This is a genomic window from Streptomyces sp. NK15101, assembly GCF_020400725.1.
Classification (GTDB): domain Bacteria; phylum Actinomycetota; class Actinomycetes; order Streptomycetales; family Streptomycetaceae; genus Streptomyces.
This window is the reverse complement of sequence record NZ_JAINVG010000111.1, coordinates 1-20,504: the sequence shown is the minus strand read 5'-3', so window position 1 is coordinate 20,504 and position 20,504 is coordinate 1. Positions and strand designations below refer to the sequence as shown.

The 20,504-nt window shown below is 73.0% G+C and carries 16 protein-coding genes; 6 read left to right on the top strand and 10 right to left on the bottom strand.

Annotated features, from left to right (window positions below):
• Together K7G60_RS34845 and K7G60_RS34840 are read right to left on the bottom strand one after the other, a co-directional pair.
• A partial coding sequence (locus tag K7G60_RS34845) for a diacylglycerol kinase family protein (protein ID WP_225804969.1) occupies nt 1-1,184 on the bottom strand: 1,184 nt, incomplete at its 3' end.
• Nucleotides 1,185-1,348: 164 nt separating this feature from the next.
• The gene (locus K7G60_RS34840; RefSeq protein WP_225804968.1) at nt 1,349-2,089 is read right to left on the bottom strand and encodes a class I SAM-dependent methyltransferase; all 741 of its coding nucleotides are present in this window, start codon (nt 2,087-2,089) and stop codon (nt 1,349-1,351) included.
• Between the two features lie 265 nt (nt 2,090-2,354).
• On the opposite strand from K7G60_RS34840, the gene K7G60_RS34835 reads away from it, so the two are divergent.
• The 3 genes from K7G60_RS34835 to K7G60_RS34825 all read left to right on the top strand — a co-directional run bounded on the left by K7G60_RS34835 (nt 2,355) and on the right by K7G60_RS34825 (nt 10,613).
• Complete coding sequence (locus K7G60_RS34835) at nt 2,355-4,151, top strand: sigma-70 family RNA polymerase sigma factor (protein WP_225804967.1); 1,797 nt, start codon at nt 2,355-2,357, stop codon at nt 4,149-4,151.
• 199 nt (nt 4,152-4,350) lie between these two features.
• Entirely contained in the window at nt 4,351-6,306 is a 1,956-nt protein-coding gene (locus K7G60_RS34830) for an amino acid transporter (protein ID WP_225804966.1), read from the top strand.
• Nucleotides 6,307-6,485: 179 nt separating this feature from the next.
• Complete coding sequence (locus K7G60_RS34825) at nt 6,486-10,613, top strand: bifunctional nitrate reductase/sulfite reductase flavoprotein subunit alpha (RefSeq protein ID WP_225804965.1); 4,128 nt, start codon at nt 6,486-6,488, stop codon at nt 10,611-10,613.
• Here the strand turns inward: K7G60_RS34825 and K7G60_RS34820 are convergent.
• The 6 genes from K7G60_RS34820 to K7G60_RS34795 all read right to left on the bottom strand — a co-directional run bounded on the left by K7G60_RS34820 (nt 10,607) and on the right by K7G60_RS34795 (nt 15,569).
• Nucleotides 10,607-11,008, bottom strand: coding sequence for a VOC family protein (locus K7G60_RS34820; protein WP_225804964.1), 402 nt, complete (start codon nt 11,006-11,008; stop codon nt 10,607-10,609). The genes K7G60_RS34825 and K7G60_RS34820 overlap by 7 nt on opposite strands.
• A gap of 137 nt (nt 11,009-11,145) precedes the next feature.
• Entirely contained in the window at nt 11,146-12,384 is a 1,239-nt protein-coding gene (locus K7G60_RS34815) for a serine hydrolase (RefSeq protein ID WP_225804963.1), read from the bottom strand.
• 122 nt (nt 12,385-12,506) lie between these two features.
• Nucleotides 12,507-13,853: an MFS transporter gene (locus K7G60_RS34810; RefSeq protein ID WP_225804962.1), complete on the bottom strand. Its 1,347-nt coding sequence runs from the start codon at nt 13,851-13,853 to the stop codon at nt 12,507-12,509.
• Nucleotides 13,854-13,951: 98 nt separating this feature from the next.
• Nucleotides 13,952-14,323 (bottom strand): metalloregulator ArsR/SmtB family transcription factor, encoded by a 372-nt coding sequence (locus tag K7G60_RS34805; RefSeq protein ID WP_225804961.1) that lies wholly within the window; start codon nt 14,321-14,323, stop codon nt 13,952-13,954.
• Nucleotides 14,324-14,534: 211 nt separating this feature from the next.
• Nucleotides 14,535-14,741, bottom strand: a complete 207-nt coding sequence (locus K7G60_RS39295; RefSeq protein WP_225804960.1) for a cold-shock protein — start codon at nt 14,739-14,741, stop codon at nt 14,535-14,537.
• 231 nt (nt 14,742-14,972) lie between these two features.
• Nucleotides 14,973-15,569: a TetR/AcrR family transcriptional regulator gene (locus K7G60_RS34795; protein WP_225804959.1), complete on the bottom strand. Its 597-nt coding sequence runs from the start codon at nt 15,567-15,569 to the stop codon at nt 14,973-14,975.
• A gap of 114 nt (nt 15,570-15,683) precedes the next feature.
• Here K7G60_RS34795 and K7G60_RS34790 point away from each other — a divergent pair, with 114 nt between their 5' ends.
• Nucleotides 15,684-16,853, top strand: coding sequence for an alkane 1-monooxygenase (locus tag K7G60_RS34790; protein ID WP_225804958.1), 1,170 nt, complete (start codon nt 15,684-15,686; stop codon nt 16,851-16,853).
• A 249-nt stretch (nt 16,854-17,102) separates the two neighbouring features.
• A complete protein-coding gene (locus K7G60_RS34785) occupies nt 17,103-17,750 on the top strand; it encodes a ScbR family autoregulator-binding transcription factor (RefSeq protein ID WP_225804957.1) in 648 nt (215 codons plus the stop codon).
• Between the two features lie 68 nt (nt 17,751-17,818).
• Here K7G60_RS34785 and K7G60_RS34780 read toward each other — a convergent pair whose 3' ends face one another.
• Entirely contained in the window at nt 17,819-18,583 is a 765-nt protein-coding gene (locus tag K7G60_RS34780) for an SDR family oxidoreductase (RefSeq protein ID WP_225804956.1), read from the bottom strand.
• Between the two features lie 22 nt (nt 18,584-18,605).
• A complete protein-coding gene (locus tag K7G60_RS34775) occupies nt 18,606-19,556 on the bottom strand; it encodes a ScbA/BarX family gamma-butyrolactone biosynthesis protein (RefSeq protein WP_225804955.1) in 951 nt (316 codons plus the stop codon).
• A gap of 129 nt (nt 19,557-19,685) precedes the next feature.
• Between K7G60_RS34775 and K7G60_RS34770 the strand changes: the two genes are divergently transcribed.
• Complete coding sequence (locus K7G60_RS34770; protein ID WP_225804954.1) at nt 19,686-20,345, top strand: ScbR family autoregulator-binding transcription factor; 660 nt, start codon at nt 19,686-19,688, stop codon at nt 20,343-20,345.
• The last annotated feature ends 159 nt before the right edge of the window (nt 20,346-20,504 follow it).

Genomic DNA, 20,504 nt, shown 5'->3' with positions numbered 1-20,504 from the left:
GGCATCCGCAGCGCCTCGCCGTCGACCGCCACGGGGATCTCCTCCGCGTCGGAGGTCACCTCGACGCGGTGAGCGGTCAGGACGGTCAGCCCCGTGGACTGCGAGCCCCGGACGGCCAGGTCGGCGGCCTGCGCCGCGTCCTCCACCTTGATCCCGAGCACTCCCAGCTCGCCGTCGTCGAGGCTGGGCCGGCGGCCGCTGCCGCTGACCTCGTCGGGCGAGACGTACGGGTTGTTGCTGACGAGGAGGGCCTGCTGGGCCGGGAGCACCGTGCCGTCGACCCGGGCGTCGAGCCGTCGCACGCCCTCCCCGAGCAGGTCCGGCATGAGGGAGAGCGCCGTGCCCGCCTTGTCGTCGCGGTACTCCGGGTGCTGGACGACGTCCGCGTACACCCCGAAGGACACCGTGTTCACGAAGGCCCGCCCGGCGACGTCGCCGAGGTCGATCCGGAGCTCCTCGCCGTCGGTCAGCGCGTCGAGGCAGCGGGACGGGTCGGAGCGGTCGAGGCCCAGGTCCATGGCGAAGTGATTGCGGGTGCCCGCGGAGACCACCAGGAAGGGCAGGTCGTGCTCGGCGGCGACCGCCGCGACCAGGGCCTGCGTGCCGTCGCCGCCCGCGACGCCGAGCAGGTCCGCGCCCTCGGCCACGGCTCCCCGGGCCAGCTCGGCGACGTCGGCCGGAGCGGACGGGTCGAGCAGGATCACCCGCGCGCCGAGCGCCTCCGCCCGCTCGACGAGCCGGAACCGCTCGACCTTCCCGCCCCCGGACTTCGGGTTCATGATCAGGACCGGCCGCTTCGGCGGGAGCGCCGGGACCGCCCGCATCGACCGCTTCGGTCGCGCCCTGCGCAGAGCCGCCCGCGCGCAGGCCAGGGCCGCGCCCCAGCACAGGGCCAGGATCAGCGCCATCAGCCACAGGCCGTCGTACACGAAGAGGACCAGGACGCCGATGGGCGCGGCGATCGCGAGGAGCGCCCCGAGGAGGCGCACGACCCCGCGGCGCGAGACGAACCACCAGACGCCGACGGCGCAGAGGACGAGGCCGAGGAACCCGCCCCCGACCACCTTGAGGCCGCCGTCCCCGATCGCGAGCAGGAGGACGACCAGCGAACCGACGGCCGCGAGCAGGGCCAGCCGGGCCAGCAGCCGCGCGGCCGGGTTTCCTGCGGGGCCTGACCCTTCCATGCCGTCCTCTCCCCTGCCGTGCTCGACCACGGGACCGGGCGACCGTGAGATCGCGGGACCGCCGGGTCCCGTGTCCGGTCCGGGGCACCAGCCTGCCCGTTCCCGGCGCCGGGGGCATCCGGGTGCGGGCCGTTCGGGCTCCCGGGGCGGTCCCGGTCCGGCCGTCAGGCGCGGCAGCGCAGGAGCTCGAAGGGCGGGTTGGCGAGGCAGTCCGCCCAGAAGTCCGCGCCGAACTCGCGGACGCCGGCCTCGGACACCTCCAGCGGCACCCAGGTCAGCTCGCCGAAGCCGGCCGCCCGCAGGGACCCCTCGTACACCTCGCGGCGCGGGCAGGCGCCGACGAACGAGATCGGCGGGTCGAGCAGCGCCGTGATCCGGACGCGCGGTCCCGTCTCGATCTCCTCGCCGGTCGCCTCGCAGAGGAAGCCGTACTTGGCGAGGGACGGTCCGTCGAAACGGTAGTCGGGCTTCTGGGCGAGCACGAAGAACTCGGCGCCCGGCTTCAGGCTCCGGTGCACATGGCGGCACATCCGCTCCATGGCGGCGATGTCCGGCGCGTAGTTGAGCAGCTGGACCCCCAGCGCGATGTCGAAGGGCCGCTCGAGGTCGCGCAGCTCGGACACGTCGCCCACCTCGTAGCGCACGCCCAGCGGATCGCTCTCCTCGAACGCCCGCGCGGCGGCGACCATCTCGCCGGAGATGTCGATGCCGAGCACCTCGGAGGCGCCCCGCCGCTTGAACTCCCTGCTGTAGAAGCCGGTGCCGGAGGCGAGGTCGAGGACCGACTTGCCCCGTACGTCACCGACCAGGCCCAGGAAACTGGGCACCTCCCCGTACTTCGTCAGCGGCAGGGACTTGAACCCCTCGAACGCCTCACCGATCTCGTCGTACAGCTGTGCACCCATCGCCGTCCTCCCCAGTGCTCGGTCATGTCCCTGGTGATCAGTCGTGCCTCGGCAGTCTTGCCGGACCGCGACGGAACTCCGTATTGGCGGATCCCACGAAGTCCCGGACCTCGTGCCGGCCTCTCGCACGGAAGGGCGTACGGTTCCGTCGGGCCGTCGAGGATTCCGGAACTCTTCCGTCGATTCCTGTTATCGGGCTCCCGCCCCGTGATCTCCCAGATGTTGGCCGTCGACGACAGCGGGAACAGGCAGGGTGATTCGGAGCATGGGCGCACAGCACGGTACGGAACTGGTCAGGGCGGCACAGAGCGGGGACCCGCGGGCGCAGGACCGGCTCATCGCGCTCCACCTGCCCCTGGTCTACAACATCGTGGGCCGGGCGATGAACGGGCACCACGACGTAGACGACGTCGTGCAGGAGACGATGCTGCGGGCCCTCGCCGGCCTCCGCGACCTGCGCTCCCCGGACAGCTTCAGGTCCTGGCTGGTCGCCATCACCATGAACGGCGTCCGCAGCCACTGGCACCGGCAGCAGCAGGCCGGCCTCCCCGCGGGCGGTCTCGACGACGCCCGTGAGCTCGCGCAGCCGGGGGCCGATTTCGTGGAGCTGGCCGTGGTCCGGCTGAACCTGTCCGGCCAGCGGCGCGAGACCGCCGAGGCGACCCGCTGGCTGGAGCCGGAGGACCGGGACCTGCTCTCCCTGTGGTGGCTGGAATGCGCCGGAGAGCTGAGCCGTCACGAGGTGGCCGCCGCCCTGGAGCTGTCCCCGCAGCACACCGCGGTGCGGGTCCAGCGGATGAAGGAGCGCCTGGAGACCGCGCGGGTCGTCGTACGGGCCCTGTCGCAGAACCCGCCGTGCGCGACGCTGCGGTACGAGATCGACGCCTGGGACGGCCGGCCGTCGGCCCTCTGGCGCAAGCGCATCGCCCGGCACGCCCGCGCGTGCGCGTACTGCGCGGGGCTGTGGAGCGGGCTCGTACCGGCGGAGGGACTGCTCGCCGGGCTGCTCCTGGTGCCCCCGGCGGCGATGCTCCTCGCGGGCGTCCGCGCGCAGGCGGGCTTCGGGACCGCCGCCGCGACCACCCGGCCGATCGCCTCGTTCGGCGCCCCGGCCCCGGACCCGCTCGGCGCCCCGGACCCGTTCGGAACCCCGGCCCCGGACCCGCTCGCCGCGCCGGACGCCGGTCCGCTCGCCGCGCCGCCGCACGGTTCCTCGGCCGGGACGGGAGCCGGGCCCGGTGGAGGGGGCGCGGGGCGCGGTTCCCGGAGCGGCCGCGCCGCCCGTCGTCGGCGCCGGCAGCAGCGGGGCCGCAGGCGCGCCGTCATCGCGGCGGGCATAGCCGTGGTGGCGGTCACCGGCGGCGCGTTCACCCTGACCACCGGCCCCGAGGAGGGCACGGAGGCCGGGGGCGCGACCCTCGCCGCGACGACCGGTGCCGGCCTGCCCACCTCGCAGGAGCCGACCGCCACCCCGACCACCACCTCCCCCTCCCCCTCGGCCACTCCTTCGCCGTCGGCCTCGAAGACCCCCCGCACGACCCCGAAGCCCTCGCGGCCCACGCCGGCCGCCTCCCGCACCTCGCCGCCGGCGCCGCCCCGGCCGACGCGCACGACCGCGCCCGCGCCGGCGCCCAGCCCCACCGGCACGCGCACGACAGCCGGTTCCGGTTCCGGTTCCGGTTCCGGTTCCACCGAGGAGCAGGTGATCAGTCTGGTCAACGCGGAGCGCGCCAAGGCGGGCTGCGGGCCGCTGACCGAGCACCCCCTGCTGACCGAGGCGGCCCAGGGGCACTCCGACGACATGGCCGCGCGGAACTTCTTCGACCACACCAACCCCGACGGCGACGGCCCCGGCGAGCGCATCACCGCGGCCGGATACGCGTGGTCGTCGTACGGCGAGAACATCGCGAAGGGCCAGACCACCGCGGCCCAGGTGATGGACTCCTGGATGAACAGCCCCGGCCACCGGGCGAACATCCTGAACTGCGGCTTCAAGGAGATCGGCATCGGCCTCCACACCTCCGGGGGCCCCTACTGGACGCAGGCCTTCGGCAGTCGCTGAGCGGACCCGGCCGGTGACGCACCGCGCCGGTGTGACGAGGACGACGCCCGGGAGGGGGATCTTGACGGTTCCCTGACGCACGACCCCGGATCCGGGGCCCGTGGGCTGCTTAGGCTTGCCCGGCCGTCCCTCCGACGGCCGAAAGTCGACAGCCGGGTCGACGACGTGTCGACACCCGCCAACACCCCAGGGACACCCGATGGCCACCACGAAGGACGCCCGCACCGGACGATTGCGCGCGTGGATGCTGGAGGGCCTCTCCGACATGGGGAAGGGCAAGCCCTCCCGGCCCGCGGAGGCGGCGCCGGACGCCGGGCACGCGGGACAGCGCTGGTGGCGGGTGATGTGCCTGACCGGTGTCGACTACTTCTCGACCCTCGGCTACCAGCCGGGCATCGCCGCCCTGGCCGCCGGGCTGCTCTCCCCCGTCGCGACGATCGTGCTGGTGATCGTCACCCTGGCGGGCGCGCTGCCGGTCTACCGGCGGGTGGCGGAGGAGAGCCCGCGCGGCGAGGGCTCGATCGCGATGCTGTCGCGGCTGCTGTCCTTCTGGAAGGGGAAGCTCTTCGTCCTCACCCTCCTCGGCTTCGCCGCGACGGACTTCCTCATCACCATCACCCTGTCGGCCGCCGACGCCTCCACCCACCTCGTCGAGAACCCCCATCTCGAAGAGGCGCTGCACGACAAGCAGATGATCATCACGCTCGTGCTGATCGCCCTGCTGGGCGCGGTGTTCCTCAAGGGCTTCCTGGAGGCCATCGGCGTCGCCGTGGCCCTGGTCGGGCTCTATCTGGCCCTGAACGCGGTCGTCGTGGTCGCCGGCCTCTGGCACGTCGTCACCGAGGGCCACGTCGTCACCGACTGGTCCGCGGCGCTGACCACGGAGCACGGGAACGTCTTCGCCATGGTCGGCGTCGCCCTGCTCGTCTTCCCGAAGCTCGCGCTCGGCCTGTCCGGCTTCGAGACCGGCGTGGCGGTCATGCCGCACGTCCAGGGCGATCCGGACGACACCGAGGAGAACCCCGCGGGACGCATCCGGGGGACGAAGAAGCTGCTCACCACGGCCGCGCTGATCATGAGCGTCTTCCTGATCTGCACGAGCTTCATCACCACGGTCCTGATCCCGCACGAGGAGTTCGAGTCGGGCGGCGACGCCAACGGCCGCGCGCTCGCCTACCTCGCCCACGAGTACCTCGGCAACACCTTCGGCACGGTCTACGACGTCTCCACGATCGCGATCCTCTGGTTCGCGGGCGCCTCCGCCATGGCCGGACTGCTCAACCTGATGCCCCGCTACCTGCCGAAGTACGGCATGGCCCCGCACTGGGCCCGCGCCGTGCGCCCCATGGTCATCGTCTTCACCCTGGTCGCCTTCCTGGTGACGTGGATCTTCGACGCCGACGTCGACGCCCAGGGCGGCGCGTACGCCACCGGTGTGCTCGTCCTGATCTGCTCGGCAGCCATCGCGGTGACCATCGCCGCGCGCAAGGCCGGACAGAAGGGCTGGACGATCGGCTTCGGCGTCATCTCCGCGGTCTTCCTCTACACCACCGTCGTCAACGTCATCGAGCGCCCCGACGGCGTGAAGATCGGCGCCTGCTTCATCGCCGGCATCATCCTCATCTCGCTCCTCTCCCGCCTCGGCCGCGCCTTCGAGCTGCGCGTCACCCACATCGAGCTCGACGAGATGGCCGAACGCTTCATCCACGACATCTCCCGCCGCGCCCCGCGCTTCATCGCGAACGAACCGGACAAGCGGGACGTCGCCGAGTACCGCGACAAGATCGAGCAGATCCGCGCGGACAACGACCTGCCGACCACCGAGGACTTCGTCTTCGTCGAGGTGACCGTCACCGACCCCTCCGAGTTCGAGGCGGGCCTGACCGTGCGCGGCGAGGTCATGCACGAGCGCTACCGCGTCCTCACCGTCGAGTCCTCCTCCGTCCCCAACGCGCTGGCCGCCCTCCTCCTCCACGCCCGCGACCTGACCGGCGTCCGCCCCCACGTCTACTTCGAGTGGACCGAGGGCAACCCCTTCGCCAACTTCTTCCGCTTCTTCCTCCTCGGCCGGGGCGAGGTCGCCCCCACCACCCGCGAGGTGCTGCGCGAGGCGGAGCCCGACCGGGACCGCCGCCCCCGCGTCCACGTCGGCTGAACCGCCGCGCGATCTCACACCCGGCCGGGCCGGCGCGTGCGAGGGGCGTAACCCCCCCGTGCTCCTGAGGTGTGCCGGACCGAAATTCGATCTTCCTACGGTGCTGGTCGTGGGGCCGTTCCGCCGGGGCGGCGCGGCCACGGCTCTGGACGGCACGCACACCGTGAGGTGGGGTTTCGGTGGGATCTGGCTCGAACGCCGGCGTGAGCGACGGCAGCGTCCGCACCGTCTGCTCCTACTGCGGGGTCGGCTGCGGGATCGTCCTGGACGTGCGGCGGGACCCCGACACCGGACGCCGCCGCGCGGTGAAGGCGTCCGGGGACAGGGAGCACCCCGCCAACGCCGGCCGTCTGTGCACCAAGGGGGCGACGAGCGCGGACATGCTGGCGGCGCCCGGGCGGGCGACGAGGGCGCTGGTCCGTGCCGAGCGGGGCGCGCAGCCCGTCGAGACGGACGTCGAGGAGGCGATCGCGTCGGTCGCCGCCCGGCTGAGGGCGGTCGTGGACGAGCACGGGCCGGACGCGCTGGCCCTCTACGTGTCGGGGCAGATGTCCCTGGAGGCGCAGTACCTGGCGAACAAGCTGGCGAAGGGCTTCGTCCGCACCAGCAGGATCGAGTCGAACTCCCGGCTCTGCATGGCCTCCGCCGGGTCCGGCTACAAGCTGTCGCTGGGCGCGGACGGCCCGCCCGGCTCGTACCAGGACTTCGACCACGCGGACGTGTTCCTCGTGATCGGCTCCAACATGGCGGACTGCCACCCGGTCCTGTTCCTGCGGATGACGGAGCGGGTCAAGGCCGGCGCCAAGCTGATCGTCGTCGATCCGCGCCGCAGCGCCACCGCCGACAAGGCGGACCTCCACCTGCCGATCAGGCCCGGCACCGACCTGGCCCTCCTCAACGGCCTGCTGCACCTGCTCGTCGAGGACGGCCACACGGACGGGGAGTTCATCGCCGAGTTCACCGAGGGCTGGGAGGAGATGCCCGGACTGCTCGGCGACTACCCGCCCGCGCGCGTCGCGGAGATCACCGGTCTCGCCGAGGAGGACATCCGGCGGACCGCCCGGTGGATCGGGGAGGCCGGCGCCTGGACGAGCTGCTGGACGATGGGCCTGAACCAGTCCGTCCACGGCACCTGGAACACCAACGCCCTGGTGAACCTGCACCTCGCCACCGGCGCGATCTGCCGTCCCGGGGCGGGCCCCTTCTCGCTGACCGGCCAGCCCAATGCCATGGGCGGCCGCGAGATGGGTTACATGGGCCCCGGCCTGCCCGGGCAGCGCTCGGTGCTCGTCGACGAGGAGCGCGCCTTCGTCGAGCGGCTGTGGGACGTCCCGGAGGGCTCGCTGCGCACCGAGGCCGGGAGCGGCACGGTCGACATGTTCGAGCGGATGGCCGCGGGCGAGATCAAGGCCTGCTGGATCATCTGCACCAACCCGGTCGCCTCCGTCGCCAACCGGAAGACGGTCATCGCCGGTCTGGAGGCCGCCGAGCTCGTCGTCGCGCAGGACGTGTTCGCCGAGACGGAGACGAACGCGTACGCCGACGTCGTCCTGCCGGCGACGCTGTGGGCGGAGTCCGACGGCGTCCAGGTCAACTCCGAGCGGAACCTCACCCTCGTCCAGGGCGTGGTCGACCCGCCGGGCCAGGCGCTGCCCGACTGGGAGCTGATCGCCCGGGTCGCCCGCGCCATGGGGTTCGCCGACGCCTTCGCGTACTCCTGTGCCGAGGAGGTCTTCGAGGAGCTCAAGCGGGCGTGGAACCCCGCGACCGGCTGGGACCTGCGGGGCGTCACGTACGAGCGGCTGCGCGCCGCACCGGTCCAGTGGCCGGCCCCGACGGCCGACGGGCCGGACCGCAACCCGATCCGCTACCTCAACGACGGCGTCAGCCAGACCCTCCTGGAGCGCGCCGACGGCACCCGCCCCCGGCTGGCCTTCCCGACCGCGAGCGGACGCGCCCGCTTCTTCGCCCGCCCGCACCTGCCGACCGCCGAACTCCCGGACGACGACTACCCTTTCGTCCTGAACACGGGCCGCCTCCCGCACCAGTGGCACACCATGACGAGGACCGGCAAGGTCCCGAAGCTCGCCGGGCTCCACCCGGGCCCGTTCGTCGAGGTCCACCCCGAGGACGCCGGGAGCCTCGGCATCGCGGAGGGCGACCACGTGGAGATCGCCTCCCGCCGCGGGCGCGCCGTCCTGCCCGCCGTGGTCACCGACCGGGTCCTGCCGGGGACCTGCTTCGCTCCCTTCCACTGGAACGACCTGTTCGGGGAGTACGTCAGCATCAACGCCGTCACCCACGACGCCGTCGACCCCGTCTCCTTCCAGCCCGGATTCAAGGCCTGCGCGGTCGCCCTGACCAGGACGAGCGGGCCCGTGACGGCGGAGGTCCCCGCCGCGGGGACCGGACCCGCGCCCGTCGCCGCCGCGGACCCCGTTCCCGCGCTCGCCGCGCTGTTCGGGATCGACGACCTCGCCCCCGTGCCGCTCGCCGGACCGGAGCGCCGCTACCTCGCCGGCTACCTGTCGGGACTCGCCCTCGCTCCGCCCGACGGGCGCGTCCCGGTGCTGCCCCCCGACGCGCCGTTCGCCCCGGATCCCGCCGCCTGGGTCAACGGGGTGCTCGCCGGCACGTTCTCCCGGACGACCGCGCCCACGGCGGCTCCCCCCGGAGAGCCGGAGGCCCCCGGTCGCCGGCTGCTGATCCTGTGGGCCTCGCAGACCGGCACCGCCGAGGAGTTCGCCGCCACCGCCGCCGCGCGCCTGGCCGCGGCCGGCCGGGTCCCCGAGCTGCTCCCCATGACGGACGTCGAACCGGCCCGCGTCGGCCCCGGCACCGACCTCCTCGTCGTCACCAGCACCTTCGGCGACGGGGACGCCCCCGACAACGGCGCCGGCTTCTGGGAGGCGCTGTCCGCCCCGGACGCCGCTCCCCTGGAGGGCGTCCGGTACGCGGTGCTCGCCTTCGGCGACACCGCCTACGACGACTTCTGCGGCCACGGCCGGCGCGTCGACGAACGGCTCGCCGCGCTCGGCGGCACCCGCCTGGTCCCCCGTACGGACTGTGAACCCGACTTCGAGGAGGCGGCGGAGAAGTGGCTCGGCCAGGTCGCCTCGGCCCTGGACGCGGCCGGAGGAGGGCCGGCCGGCGCCACCGCCACCGCGCTCACCACGTCGCCGCCGGTCCCCACCAAGGCCTCGCCCTTCGCCACCCTCCTCATCGGCAACAGGCTGCTGAGCCTGCCCGGTTCGCAGAAGGAGGTGCGGGAGTTCGCCTTCGACACCCGGGACGGCGAGCTCGCCTACGAAGCGGGCGACGCCCTCGGCGTGTGGCCGGTCAACGGCGCCGGGCTCGTGGCCGAATGGCTGGCCCTCACCGGCCTCGACCCCACCGGGCCCGTGGACCTCGGGGACGGGACGCCGCTCCCCTTCGGGGAGGCCCTGCGCACCCGTCTGGACATCTCCCGCATCACCACCGGGCTGCTGCGGTTCCTGGCGGCGCGCACCGGCAGCCAGGAGCTGAAGCGGCTGCTGCGCCCGGACAACAAGGAGGCGCTCGCGAAATGGAGTTGGGGCCGGCAGGCCGCCGACGTCGTCGCCGCGTTCCCCGTCCGGGCCTCCGCCGCGGAGTGGGCCGCCGCGCTCGGGCGCCTGCGGCCCCGCCTGTACTCGATCTCCTCCAGCCCCCTCGCGCACCCGGGCGAGGTGCGGCTCACCGTCTCCGTGGTCCGCTACACGAACGACCTCGGCCGGGACCGCAGGGGGGTGTGCTCGACGTATCTGGCCGACTGCGCCGACGACGGGCCCGTGCAGGTGTTCGTGCGGCGCTCGCCGGGCTTCCGGCCGCCCGCCGACCCCTCGACGCCCATGGTCATGGTCGGCCCCGGCACGGGCGTGGCCCCGTTCATCGGCTTCCTCCAGGACCGGCTGGCCCGTGGCCACACCGCCCCGAACTGGCTGTTCTTCGGCGAACAGCGCGAGGCCACGGACTTCTACCACCGCCGGGAGCTGGAGGCGTACCTGGACTCCGGCCACCTCGACCGCCTGGACCTCGCCTTCTCGCGCGACCAGCGGAACAAGGTGTACGTCCAGGACCGGATGCGGGAGAACGGCGCCCGCCTGTGGCAGTGGCTCCGGGACGGCGCCCACTTCTACGTGTGCGGCGACGCGGAGCGCATGGCCAAGGACGTCGACCGGGCCCTCAGGGACGTCGTCGCCGCCCACGGCGGCATGGACGCCGACGAGGCCGCCGCCTACGTCAGACGGCTCGCCGCGGACAAGCGCTACGTCCGGGACGTCTACTGACCTTCCGTGTCGGGGAGTTGGACGATCTGGATGAGGTTGCCGCAGGTGTCGTCGAGGACCGCGACGACGACCGGTCCCGCCTCCGTCGGCTCCTGGGTGAAGTAGACCCCGAGGGCGCTCAGCCGCTCGTGCTCCGCGCGGACGTCGTCGACGGCGAAGGAGGTGGCCGGGATGCCGTCCTGGACCAGGGCCCTCGCGTACGCCTTGGCGGCCGGGTGCGCGTCGGGCTCCAGGAGCAGTTCCGTGCCCTCGGGGGCCTCCGGGGAGACGACGGTCAGCCAGCGGTAGTCGCCCAGGGGGACCTCCGTCTTCTTCACGAAGCCCAGCTTCTCGGTGTAGAAGCGGAGTGCCTTGTCCTGGTCGTCGACGAAGACACTGGTGACGTGGATCCGCATGGCGTTCTCCTCCGGGGGTGCCGGCCCGGGCCACCGGATCACGGTGGCCCGGGGGGTTCGGTGTCCGGCCACGTAACCACCTGCCCGACGCCTCACGGGAACCCGACACGCCCGGCGCGGCGGCCCGTGCCGGAGGGTCAGGAGACGGCGAGCGGGTCGTCCGGGGCGAGCGCGGCCGCGATGCGCCGGGCGACCGCCTCGGCCTGGTTGCCGTCGGGGGTCGTCGGGGTCTTCGTCGCGGAGACCGCGATGGCGAGCCGCTTCGACGGGAGGTACGCCTGGATCGCCGCGTACCCGGAGAACGACGGGTTCTGCAGCACCCACCCGTTGACGACGATGACGCCGAGGCCGAAGTGCTTGGCCTCGGTCTGCTTCAGGCAGATCGAGGCGGGGCACCTGGCCGTCCCCCCGCCGAGGCCGACCGTCCCCGGGTTCAGCAGCGTGCGGTACGAGCGGTACGAGAGGAGTTCGCCGCTGCCGATCGCCCGCGCCGAGGTGGCGAGGTCGCAGACGTGGGTGGTGATGACCGCGCCCGGCGCGGTGGTCCACGAGGGGTTCCAGAAGGTGGACTCCTCGTAGAAGCCGCGGTCCGAGGTGAAGGCGTGCAGGACCGGGCGCGGGATGTCGGGGGTGAAGCCGTTCCGGGTGTTCCGCATTCCGAGGGGCCCGGTGACGTACTCCCCGACCAGCCTGTCGATCCGGGTGCCGGTGATCTTCTCGAGTGCGGCGACGAGCAGGAGGTAGTTGGCGTGGGAGTAGCTCCAGCTGGTGCCCGGCTCGTACCAGAAGGAGTGCCGGTAGGGGTAGGCGAGGAGCTGTGCCGGGGTCCACTGGCGGAAGGGGTGCGCCTCCAGCTCGGCGCCGAAGGCCGGGTCGGTCACGTAGTCGTGGAGGCCGGTGGTGTTGGCGGCCAGCATCCGCAGGGTGATCCGGTCCGCCTCGGGCACGTCGGGCAGCCACTGCTCGACCGTGTCGTCGAGGTCGACCCTGCCTTCCTCGACCAGGCGGAGGAGGGCCGTGCCGATGTGGGCGAAGGCCACGGAGCCGGCCCGGAAGTGCATGTCCGGCTCGGCGGGGACGCCGGTCATGGATTCGCCGAGGGCGTCGGTGAGGACCTCGCGTCCGTCGACGGTGACGCGCAGCTCGACGGACTTGAGCCTGAGGTCGCTCTTGGCCTTGCGGGTGATGTCCAGGATCCGGCGGGCCGTGCCGTCGAGGGGCCGCTCGGTCCGCACGCAGTCCCTCCCCCCGTGTCCCCCGGGGCCCCCGGGGCGCGAGGCGAGTGCCGGGGCGGCGGCGGTCTGGACGGTGAGGGCGAGGAGCGCGGCACAGAGGAGGGCCCTGCGGGACCGGCTCCGGGTGGGGGTGGGTCTCATGCCCCGCACTATGTCGGGAGGAACCGCTCCGATCCGGCCGAACACTCCATGATCGGGACGAGAGGCATCCATGTGGGGCAGAGGGGAACCGTCCGGTCGCGCCGTCCGGGAGCCGCGCTCGCCTATCGGCCCGGCGCGGCCGGCCACCGCCGGTGCAGCGCGTCGATGTGGAACGCGTGCGCGTGGTGGGCGCCGGATCCGGCCAGGTGCGGGTGGCCGGCCGGGAGTTCGGGGTGGACGTGCTCCAGCTCGGCCGGGTCCTCCCGGGGCCAGAGGCGGGCGGCGCCCACGGCCCCGAGGAGGGCGAGGGCGGCGAGCACGGCCGCCGAGACGGCGGGTCCCGCCCGGGCGGCGAGCCAGCCGGCGAGCGGGTAGGCGAGCAGCCAGCAGGCGTGCGAGAGGGAGAACCGGGCCGCGAAGGCGGCCGGCAGGTCGCCCCCGGCGGCCGAGCGGCGCACCACTCGGCCGCCGGGGGTGAGGACCGCCGAGCCGGCCGCGCCGGCCACCAGCCAGACCGCGAGCAGGGCGGGCCAGGACCAGGGGCCCGGGGCGGCGGTGAGGCCGAGGGCGAGGAGCACGAGGGCGCCGGGCAGGACGAAGGCCGCCCGGACCATGACGGCGCGGTCGTCCGCCCGGTCCAGGACGCGCGGCAGCAGCAGCGCCACGGCCATGGATCCCGCCCCGTAGGCGCCGAGGGCGATCGGGACGTCGCCGGCGGGGCGGCCGAGGGTGTCGCGGACCAGGAGCACGGTGTCGACGAGGACCACGGCGCCGGCGGCCGCGACGGCGAGGTCGAGGGCGAGGAGGGCGCGCAGCCGCGGGGTGGCGAGGAGGAGCCGGACGCCGAAGGCCACTTTGGCGTACAGGCGTCCGCCGGTCCGGGCGGCTCCGGGGCCGGGCGGCGGGGGCAGGGTGGTGGTCCGGACGAGGAGCGCGGAGGCGAGGAACCCGGCGGCGGTGCCGGCGAAGAGCCAGGAGTACGGGACGAGGGTGAGCAGCGCGGCGGCGAGCACGGGGCTGACCAGGCTCTCCAGGTCGTAGGCGAGGCGGGAGAGGGAGAGCGCCCCGGTGTAGTCGCGCTCCTCGGGCAGCACCTGCGGGATCGTCGCCTGGAAGGCGGGGGTGAAGGCGGCGGACGCGGCCTGGAGCAGGAGGATCAGGAGGTACACCTGCCACACCCGGCCGACGAACGGCAGGGCGAGCACGACCGTCGCCCGCGCCAGGTCCGTCGAGACGAGCAGTGCGCGCCGGGGCACCCGGTCGGCGAGCGCGCCGGCGAGCGGGGCGATCGCCACGTACGCGGCCATCTTGAGGGCGAGGGCGGTGCCGAGCACGACGCCGGCGTCCGCTCCGGCCAGGTCGTACGCGAGGAGGCTCAGGGCCACGGTCGCCAGGCCGGTGCCCGTGAGGGCGACGACCTGCGCGGCGAAGAGGCGCCGGTAGGTGCGGTTGCGGAGGACGGACAGCATGGGGAAGCCCCCGGTCGGCCACGGCGGACGGCTGAGGCCTCCACCGTAACCGATGCGTGCACGAGTGCGCACATGTTCACGCAGGCTTCCGGCCGGCCTCAGTCGTGCCAGGGCTCCCCGGTCACCTGGTGGTCGGCGCGGCTGATCGCCTCGACGACCAGCCGCTTCAGGTGTCCGTCCGGCATGGCGTACACCACCCGGCGGCCTTCCTTGCGGGTCGTGACGAGTCCGCCGAGGCGCAGTTTGGCGAGGTGCTGGCTGACGGCGGGGCGCGCGGCCCCGCACGCCTCGGTCAGGGCGCCGACGTCGGCCTCGCCCCGGGTGAGCAGCCACACCAGATGGAGCCGGGTCGGGTCGGAGAGCAGGCCGAACACCTCGGCCGCCGCCGCGAGTTCGCGCGCCCCCGGGGTCCGCTCGTGCGGGCGGGCGAGGGCTGCGGGGTCGGTGGGCGCGGGCCCGGGTGTGGACATGCGCCCACCGTACCCAGGAAGCGGAGCCGCGCGCGTACCCGTCCAGGTGCACGCGAAGGGGCGACCGACCCCGGTGCGGCACCACCGACCGACCCCGGCACCACACCACCGGCCAGTCCCCTGCGCCGCACACCGGCCGACCCCGGCACCCACCACCGGCCGGCCCCGGCGCCGCACCACCGGTCCGGCCCCGCGCCGGGCCCCGCCGGTGTCAGAGGCGCAGTTGCTTCGCCTCGAAGCGGCCCTCACCGAGGACCAGGACGAAGGAGACCTGCTGCCCTTCGGAGACCGTCCGCTCCGCGGCCTCGATGTCCTCGGCGCTGAAGTACACCTGCTCCTCGGAGCCCACGGGGACGACGAAGCCGTACCCGCCGAGCCGGTTGAAGGACCGCACGAACCCTTTGCTTCTGCCTTCCACGGCGACCTCCTCGTCGTCACCGGCGACGCGGTCGGGGTATCCGGCCCCGGGTGGCCGTTTCCGCGCCTCAGGGGAGGTGTACCCCGCCGGCCCGTCCTTCGCCACCGCCGCCGGGCGTGCGGAGCACCCTCGACGATCTCGTACAATGTTCAACAGAGGCTCGCTGCCGGAGATCCCCCGTGTCCGACAGCGGGCCTCGCCCCTTTCCCGACCGGGGGACGCGGGACCGCCTCAGGCGCGGCCGCCCGGGTACGCGATCCGTGCAGTGATCCTGGCGATGCGCCGGGCCGACTCCTCCGGCGAGGCCACCGGCTGGACGATGTGGCTGACGGTGAGCCGCACGATCGTCTCGACGGCCAGTCCGCGGGACTCCTCGTCGACGTCGGGCCAGGCCTCGACCGCGTACGCGTCGAGCATCGCCATCGCCGTGCCGAAGACCGGTTCCGGGCGGGTCGTGAGGTAGGCGAGGAGATCGTCCTCGCCGCCGCGCGCCGCGAGCAGGACGCTCTTGATGAGGGGGTTGTCCACGGCCTGCTGGAGCGTGTAGCCGACGCCCGCCGCCGCTGCCGCCTCCAACTCGCCCCGGTGGGCGTCGAGTTCACGCTGGATTCCGACGAGGAAGCCCTCCAGCTCGCGCTGGACCAGGGCGTTGCCGATGGCCTCCTTGGAGCCGAATTCGTTGTAGAGCGTCTGGCGGCTGATGCCGGCGGCGCGCGCGATGGCGGTCATGCGCAGCACGCCCCAGCCGTCGGCGGCGACGAGCCGGTAGGCGGCGTCGAGCACCTGCTCGCGCAGGAGGGACCGAACACTCTCGCGGAAACGTGTCATCGTGCCCCCACTTTATCCACCGGGCACTGTCCAGTGCATTGACGTTCCACTGTCGATCCGTCTATCAACTGGACAGTAGGCAAGCGAAGTGTCCACCTCTCCGAGGAGCCGGTCTTGACCCTGCACAGTGACGCCCCCGAAGCCCCCGCCGCCTGGCGCGACCCCAAGCGATGGCTCTGGCTGCTCGGCCTGCTCATCCCGGCCTTCCCCTTCCTCTCCTGGGGACTGGTGACCGCCACCGGGCTCCGGGTCTTCTGGTGGACCGGGATCCTCGTCCTGTACGTGATCTTCCCGGTCGTCGACCACCTCATCGGCAAGGACTCCGCCAACCCTCCGGAGAGCGCGATCGCCCACCTGGAACAGGACCGCCACTACCGGTGGTGCACCTACCTCTACCTCCCCCTCCAGTACGCCGGCCTCGTCCTCGGCTGCTGGCTGATCACCCGGGGCGACCTCGCCCTCGCGGACAGGATCGGGCTGACGCTCACCCTCGGCGGGGTCGCCGGCATCGCCATCAACACCGCCCACGAACTGGGGCACAAGACGGAGGCCCTGGAGCGCCGGCTCTCCCGGATCGCGCTCGCCCAGACCTGGTACGGCCACTTCTACGTCGAGCACAACCACGGCCACCACATCCGCGTCGCCACCCCGGAGGACCCGGCGAGCGCCCGGCTCGGCGAGAGCTTCTGGCGCTTCCTGCCCCGGACCGTCCTCGGCAGCCTCGCCTCGGCCTGGCGGCTGGAGAAGCGCCGGCTCGCCCGCCGGGGCCGGTCCGTGTGGAGCCCGCGCAACACGGTCCTCGGCTCCTGGGCGCTGTCGTTCGCGCTCTTCACCGGGCTCGCGCTCGCCTTCGGGCCGGGGGTCCTGCCGTACCTCGCGGTCCAGGCGGTCTTCGGCTTCTGCCTGCTCGAAGTCATCAACTACACCGAGCACTACGGCCTCAAACGGGAGCGCACCGCGAGCGGGCGGTACGAGCGGTGCGCCCCGCGCCACAGCTGGAACAGCGACAACGTCGCCTCGAACGTCTTCCTCTACCACCTCCAGCGGCACAGCGACCACCACGCCCATCCCACCCGGCGCTACCAGTCGCTGCGCCACTTCGACGAGGCCCCCGAGATGCCGACGGGGTACGCGGGGATGATCGTCCTCGCGTACGTCCCGCCGCTCTGGCGCCGCGTCATGGACCCCAGGGTCCTCGCCCACTACGACGGGGACGTGACCCGCGCGAACCTCCAGCCGTCCCGTCGAACCCGACTGCTCGCCCGGTACGGCACGGCCTCCTGACCCCGTCGGTCGCCTTCGCCCGCTCCAACCCGCCGCTGCTCGCGCCGGTCGGCGAGTTCGCCGTCAGGAACGTGGTGCCGCTCGCGGGCGCGGTGGTGGCACTGCCCCGTCCACGACGGCGGTTCCGCCCGGTTCGCCGATATCGCCAACCGGTTCGCCGACCTCGCCAAAGCACCCCAGCACGGCACAAAGAGCTCGTACAATACCGAGCAGTCGGTTTACTGTCGTCGGGCCGGTACGGAGCCATCGGTGACCAAACAAGAGCGGTCCGCACGGACCCGCGACGCGCTGATCAGGTCGGCGGCCGGGGAGTTCGACCGGAACGGCTACACCCTGGCCAAGCTGTCCGCGATCAGCGCGGGAGCGGGCGTGAGCCCCGGGGCTCTCCACTTCCACTTCGAGAACAAGGCGGCGGTCGCCGCGGCCGTCGAGTGCGCGGCGTCCACCGCACTGCGCCGGACCGCCCGGATCGTGTACCGGCAGGGGTCGAACGCCCTGCAGAACCTCGCCGACACCTCGCACGCGCTGGCCCGGCTGCTCCGCGAGGACGTCGTCGTCCGCGCCGGCTTCCGGCTCAGCTGCTCCCACGACGGCGGTACGGAGCTGAACCTGCGCCAGGAATGGCAGACCTGCGTACAGCAGCGGCTCGCGGAGGCCGCCGACGAGGGCCTGCTCCACGCCGGATTCGCGCGTCAGGACCTCGCCCGGACGATCGTGGCCGCCACGATCGGCCTGGAGGCCCTCTGCCGGGACAACGGCGAATGGCTGTCGCCCAGGACCGTCACCGGTCTGTGGCGGACGCTGCTGCCGTTGCTGACGGGCCCCGAGTCGCTCGCCGCCCTGGAACCGGCGGGCAGCACGGCCCTGGAGGACCGCGCCCACGTCCGGGTGGGCTGAAGGTCCGGACGGCCGGCTGAGGGTCCGGACGGCCCGGCCCCCTGGCGCGGGGGACGCCGGGCGGCGGGTCAGAGCCCGGTGCCGCCCGTGGCGTCCACGTACTGGCCGGTGACCCAGCGCGCGTCGTCGGAGACGAGGAAGCCGACCACGTCCGCGATGTCGGCCGGCGTACCGATCCGGTTGAAGACCGAGTAGGCGGCGAGGGTCGCCCTCGCCTCCGGGGTCGTGCGCCGCCGCGCGTTCATGTCCGTCGCGACGAAGCCGGGGGCCACCGTGTTGACCGTGATCCCCCTCGGCCCCAGCTCCTTGGCGAGGGCGAGGGTCATCGTGTCGAGGGCCCCCTTCGTCATCGAGTAGGTGAGGGACTCGGGGAAGGCGACCCTCGTCGCCGCCGAGGAGATGTTGACGATCCGGCCGCCGTCGCGCAGCCGGCCCAGACCCCGCTTGACGAGGAAGAGCGGGGCCTTGACGTTGATCGCGAACAGCCGGTCGAAGTTCTCGCTGGTCAGCTGGTCGAGACCGCCCGCACCGCTCACTCCCGCGTTGTTGACGAGGATGTCGAACCCGGGGCCCTCGCCCCGCTCCGCGAGACCCGCTTCCAGGGCGGCGTAGAACGTGTCGGCGGCGTCCGGGGCCTCCAGGTCCGCGCGTACCGGAAAGGCCCGGCCGCCCGCCTCCTCGATGGTCTTCACCGTCTCGCGGGCGGCGGCCTCGTCGCTGCCGTAGTGCACGGCCACCAGGGCCCCGTCCCTGCTCAGCCTCTCGGCGATGCCCCTTCCGATGCCGCGGCTCGCCCCCGTGACGATCGCGGTCCTGCCGGTCAGATCGGACATGTCGGTCCCACTTTCTTTCGGTTCAGCCCACCAGGCGGGTGCCGAGGCCGGTCGCGGCCACCGCCAGGTCCCGGAGCGGGGAGGTGAGCGTGCAGAGGAACACGGGCTCGTCGTCCTGCCGACCGGTGATCCGGACGGCCGTCACCGACGGGTCCGAGGTGGGCACGGTCTCGGCCTCGACCCAGCAGGGGCTGTCGAGCTCGGCGTAGCGCGAGAAGCTCACGTCCATGACGGTCGGCAGGAACGCCGCGCTCCCGACCGCCATCGTCGCCGCCTGCCGGGCGGCTTCGAGGAGCATCATCCCCGGGATGTGGTCGTTCGGGCGCCGGAACAGCGTGGGGTGTCCGGTGTTGATCCGCACCTGCCACTGTCCGGGCCGGGCGCCCGGCGCGAGGACGACGTCCTCGGCGCGCTCGCGGCCGACCAGGTGCGGGGCCACGCCCGGGATCAGCGGAACCGGCCGGCCGAGCGCGGCCATCCGCTCGCCGCGGATCCTGCAGTACGCGAGGGCCGAGGTGGAGCGGGCCAGGGCGCTGCCGGTGGCGAGGTACCGGCCGTCACGGGTGATCACCACGGTGGAGCGCAGGTTGCGCAGGCTGCCGCGGCGGCTGTCGAGGTCGGAGAAGACGACGTCGACGGCGATGTCCGAGGAGAGCCCGCTCACGGCGAGGGCCTCGGCGTCGGCGGTGTAGCCGAGGCCCCACATGACGAACTGGTCCTCGACGGGTACCCCGAACTCGGCATGAGCGACGAGCATGGTGGCCTGGCGTATCGTCTCGGCCACCAGTACGGGGTCGTGCCGGTCCCCTGCCACCGGAGAGAAGAAGGGATGCGCGGCAGGCCAGCGGGCGGAGACGGAGAACCGGTTCTCCGTCAACTGGGTCCAACCCGTGGGGATGATGTCCGCGGGATTCTCGCGGTGAACGAACTCCCCGGGGACGTGTCCCGTCCCCCCTCGGCAGCTCTGATCCATGGATCCCCCTCGCGTCCCCGCGGCCCCAGGGCGGCTTCTCCGCCCGGCCTAGAATACGTACAGCCCGGTTTTCTTTTCAATGCTTCACGTCACACGTCGAACACAGACAGCGATACAGCAGGAGGCGCCTTGGCGCAGCAAGCGCGTGCAATCAAGACCCGGCGGGCGATCCTGGAATCGGCCGCGAGCGTCTTCGCGGAGCGCGGCTACGAGCGGACGACCATCGGAGAGATCCTGGTGCGCGCCGGGGTGACCAAGGGAGCGCTGTACTTCCACTTTGCGTCCAAGGAAGACCTCGCCCTCGGTGTGCTCGACGCCCAGATGCTGGACGAGCCGCTGACCCCGCAGCCCATCAAGCTCCAGGAACTCGCGGACCAGGCCTTCCTGCTCGCCTACCGGCTGCAGCACGACGCGCTCGTGCGCGGCAGCGTCGCGCTGACCCTGGACAGCGGCGCCGTCAGCGTCGACCGGGCGGGCCCGTTCCGGGCGTGGATCGACCAGCTGTCGGACATCCTCACGGTCGCGAAGGCGCGGGGAGAACTCCTCGTCCACGTGGACGTGACGGACACGGCCGAGCTCTTCTCGGGCGCGTACGCGGGGATCCAGACGATGTCCCAGATTCTTTGCGAGCGCAATGACCTGACCCATCGGGTCTCCGTGATGCTGCGGTATCTGCTCCCCAGCATCTGCACGCCGGCCCTGCTGAGCAGTCTCGACATGTCCGAGGGCCGCGCCCGTCAGCTGGGCGTGGAGTACGACGCGAGGAAACTCCGCCGCGAGGGCGCGTGACCCTGCACGCACTTCCCTCAAGAAAACCGACCAGCCGGTCCTTTGAGCGCCCCTCCACAGAACAGCGGAGGGGCGCTCTGGCGTCATGGCACTGAGTGTGTTTTGCTGAGGGTACTCAGTGCCAAAAGCGTCTAGGGGAGCTCCATCATGGGTAAGGAC

Excerpts from the sequence above, each read along its gene's own strand:
- K7G60_RS34815 (WP_225804963.1), bottom strand. The coding sequence starts at position 12,384 with ATGAGACCCACCCCCACCCGGAGCCGGTCCCGCAGGGCCCTCCTCTGT.
- K7G60_RS34820 (WP_225804964.1), bottom strand. The coding sequence starts at position 11,008 with ATGCGGATCCACGTCACCAGTGTCTTCGTCGACGACCAGGACAAGGCA.
- K7G60_RS34795 (WP_225804959.1), bottom strand. The coding sequence starts at position 15,569 with ATGACACGTTTCCGCGAGAGTGTTCGGTCCCTCCTGCGCGAGCAGGTG.
- K7G60_RS34780 (WP_225804956.1), bottom strand. The coding sequence starts at position 18,583 with ATGTCCGATCTGACCGGCAGGACCGCGATCGTCACGGGGGCGAGCCGC.
- K7G60_RS34775 (WP_225804955.1), bottom strand. The coding sequence starts at position 19,556 with ATGGATCAGAGCTGCCGAGGGGGGACGGGACACGTCCCCGGGGAGTTC.
- K7G60_RS34830 (WP_225804966.1), top strand. The coding sequence starts at position 4,351 with ATGGCCACCACGAAGGACGCCCGCACCGGACGATTGCGCGCGTGGATG.
- K7G60_RS34805 (WP_225804961.1), bottom strand. The coding sequence starts at position 14,323 with ATGTCCACACCCGGGCCCGCGCCCACCGACCCCGCAGCCCTCGCCCGC.
- K7G60_RS34835 (WP_225804967.1), top strand. The coding sequence starts at position 2,355 with ATGGGCGCACAGCACGGTACGGAACTGGTCAGGGCGGCACAGAGCGGG.
- K7G60_RS34840 (WP_225804968.1), bottom strand. The coding sequence starts at position 2,089 with ATGGGTGCACAGCTGTACGACGAGATCGGTGAGGCGTTCGAGGGGTTC.
- K7G60_RS34810 (WP_225804962.1), bottom strand. The coding sequence starts at position 13,853 with ATGCTGTCCGTCCTCCGCAACCGCACCTACCGGCGCCTCTTCGCCGCG.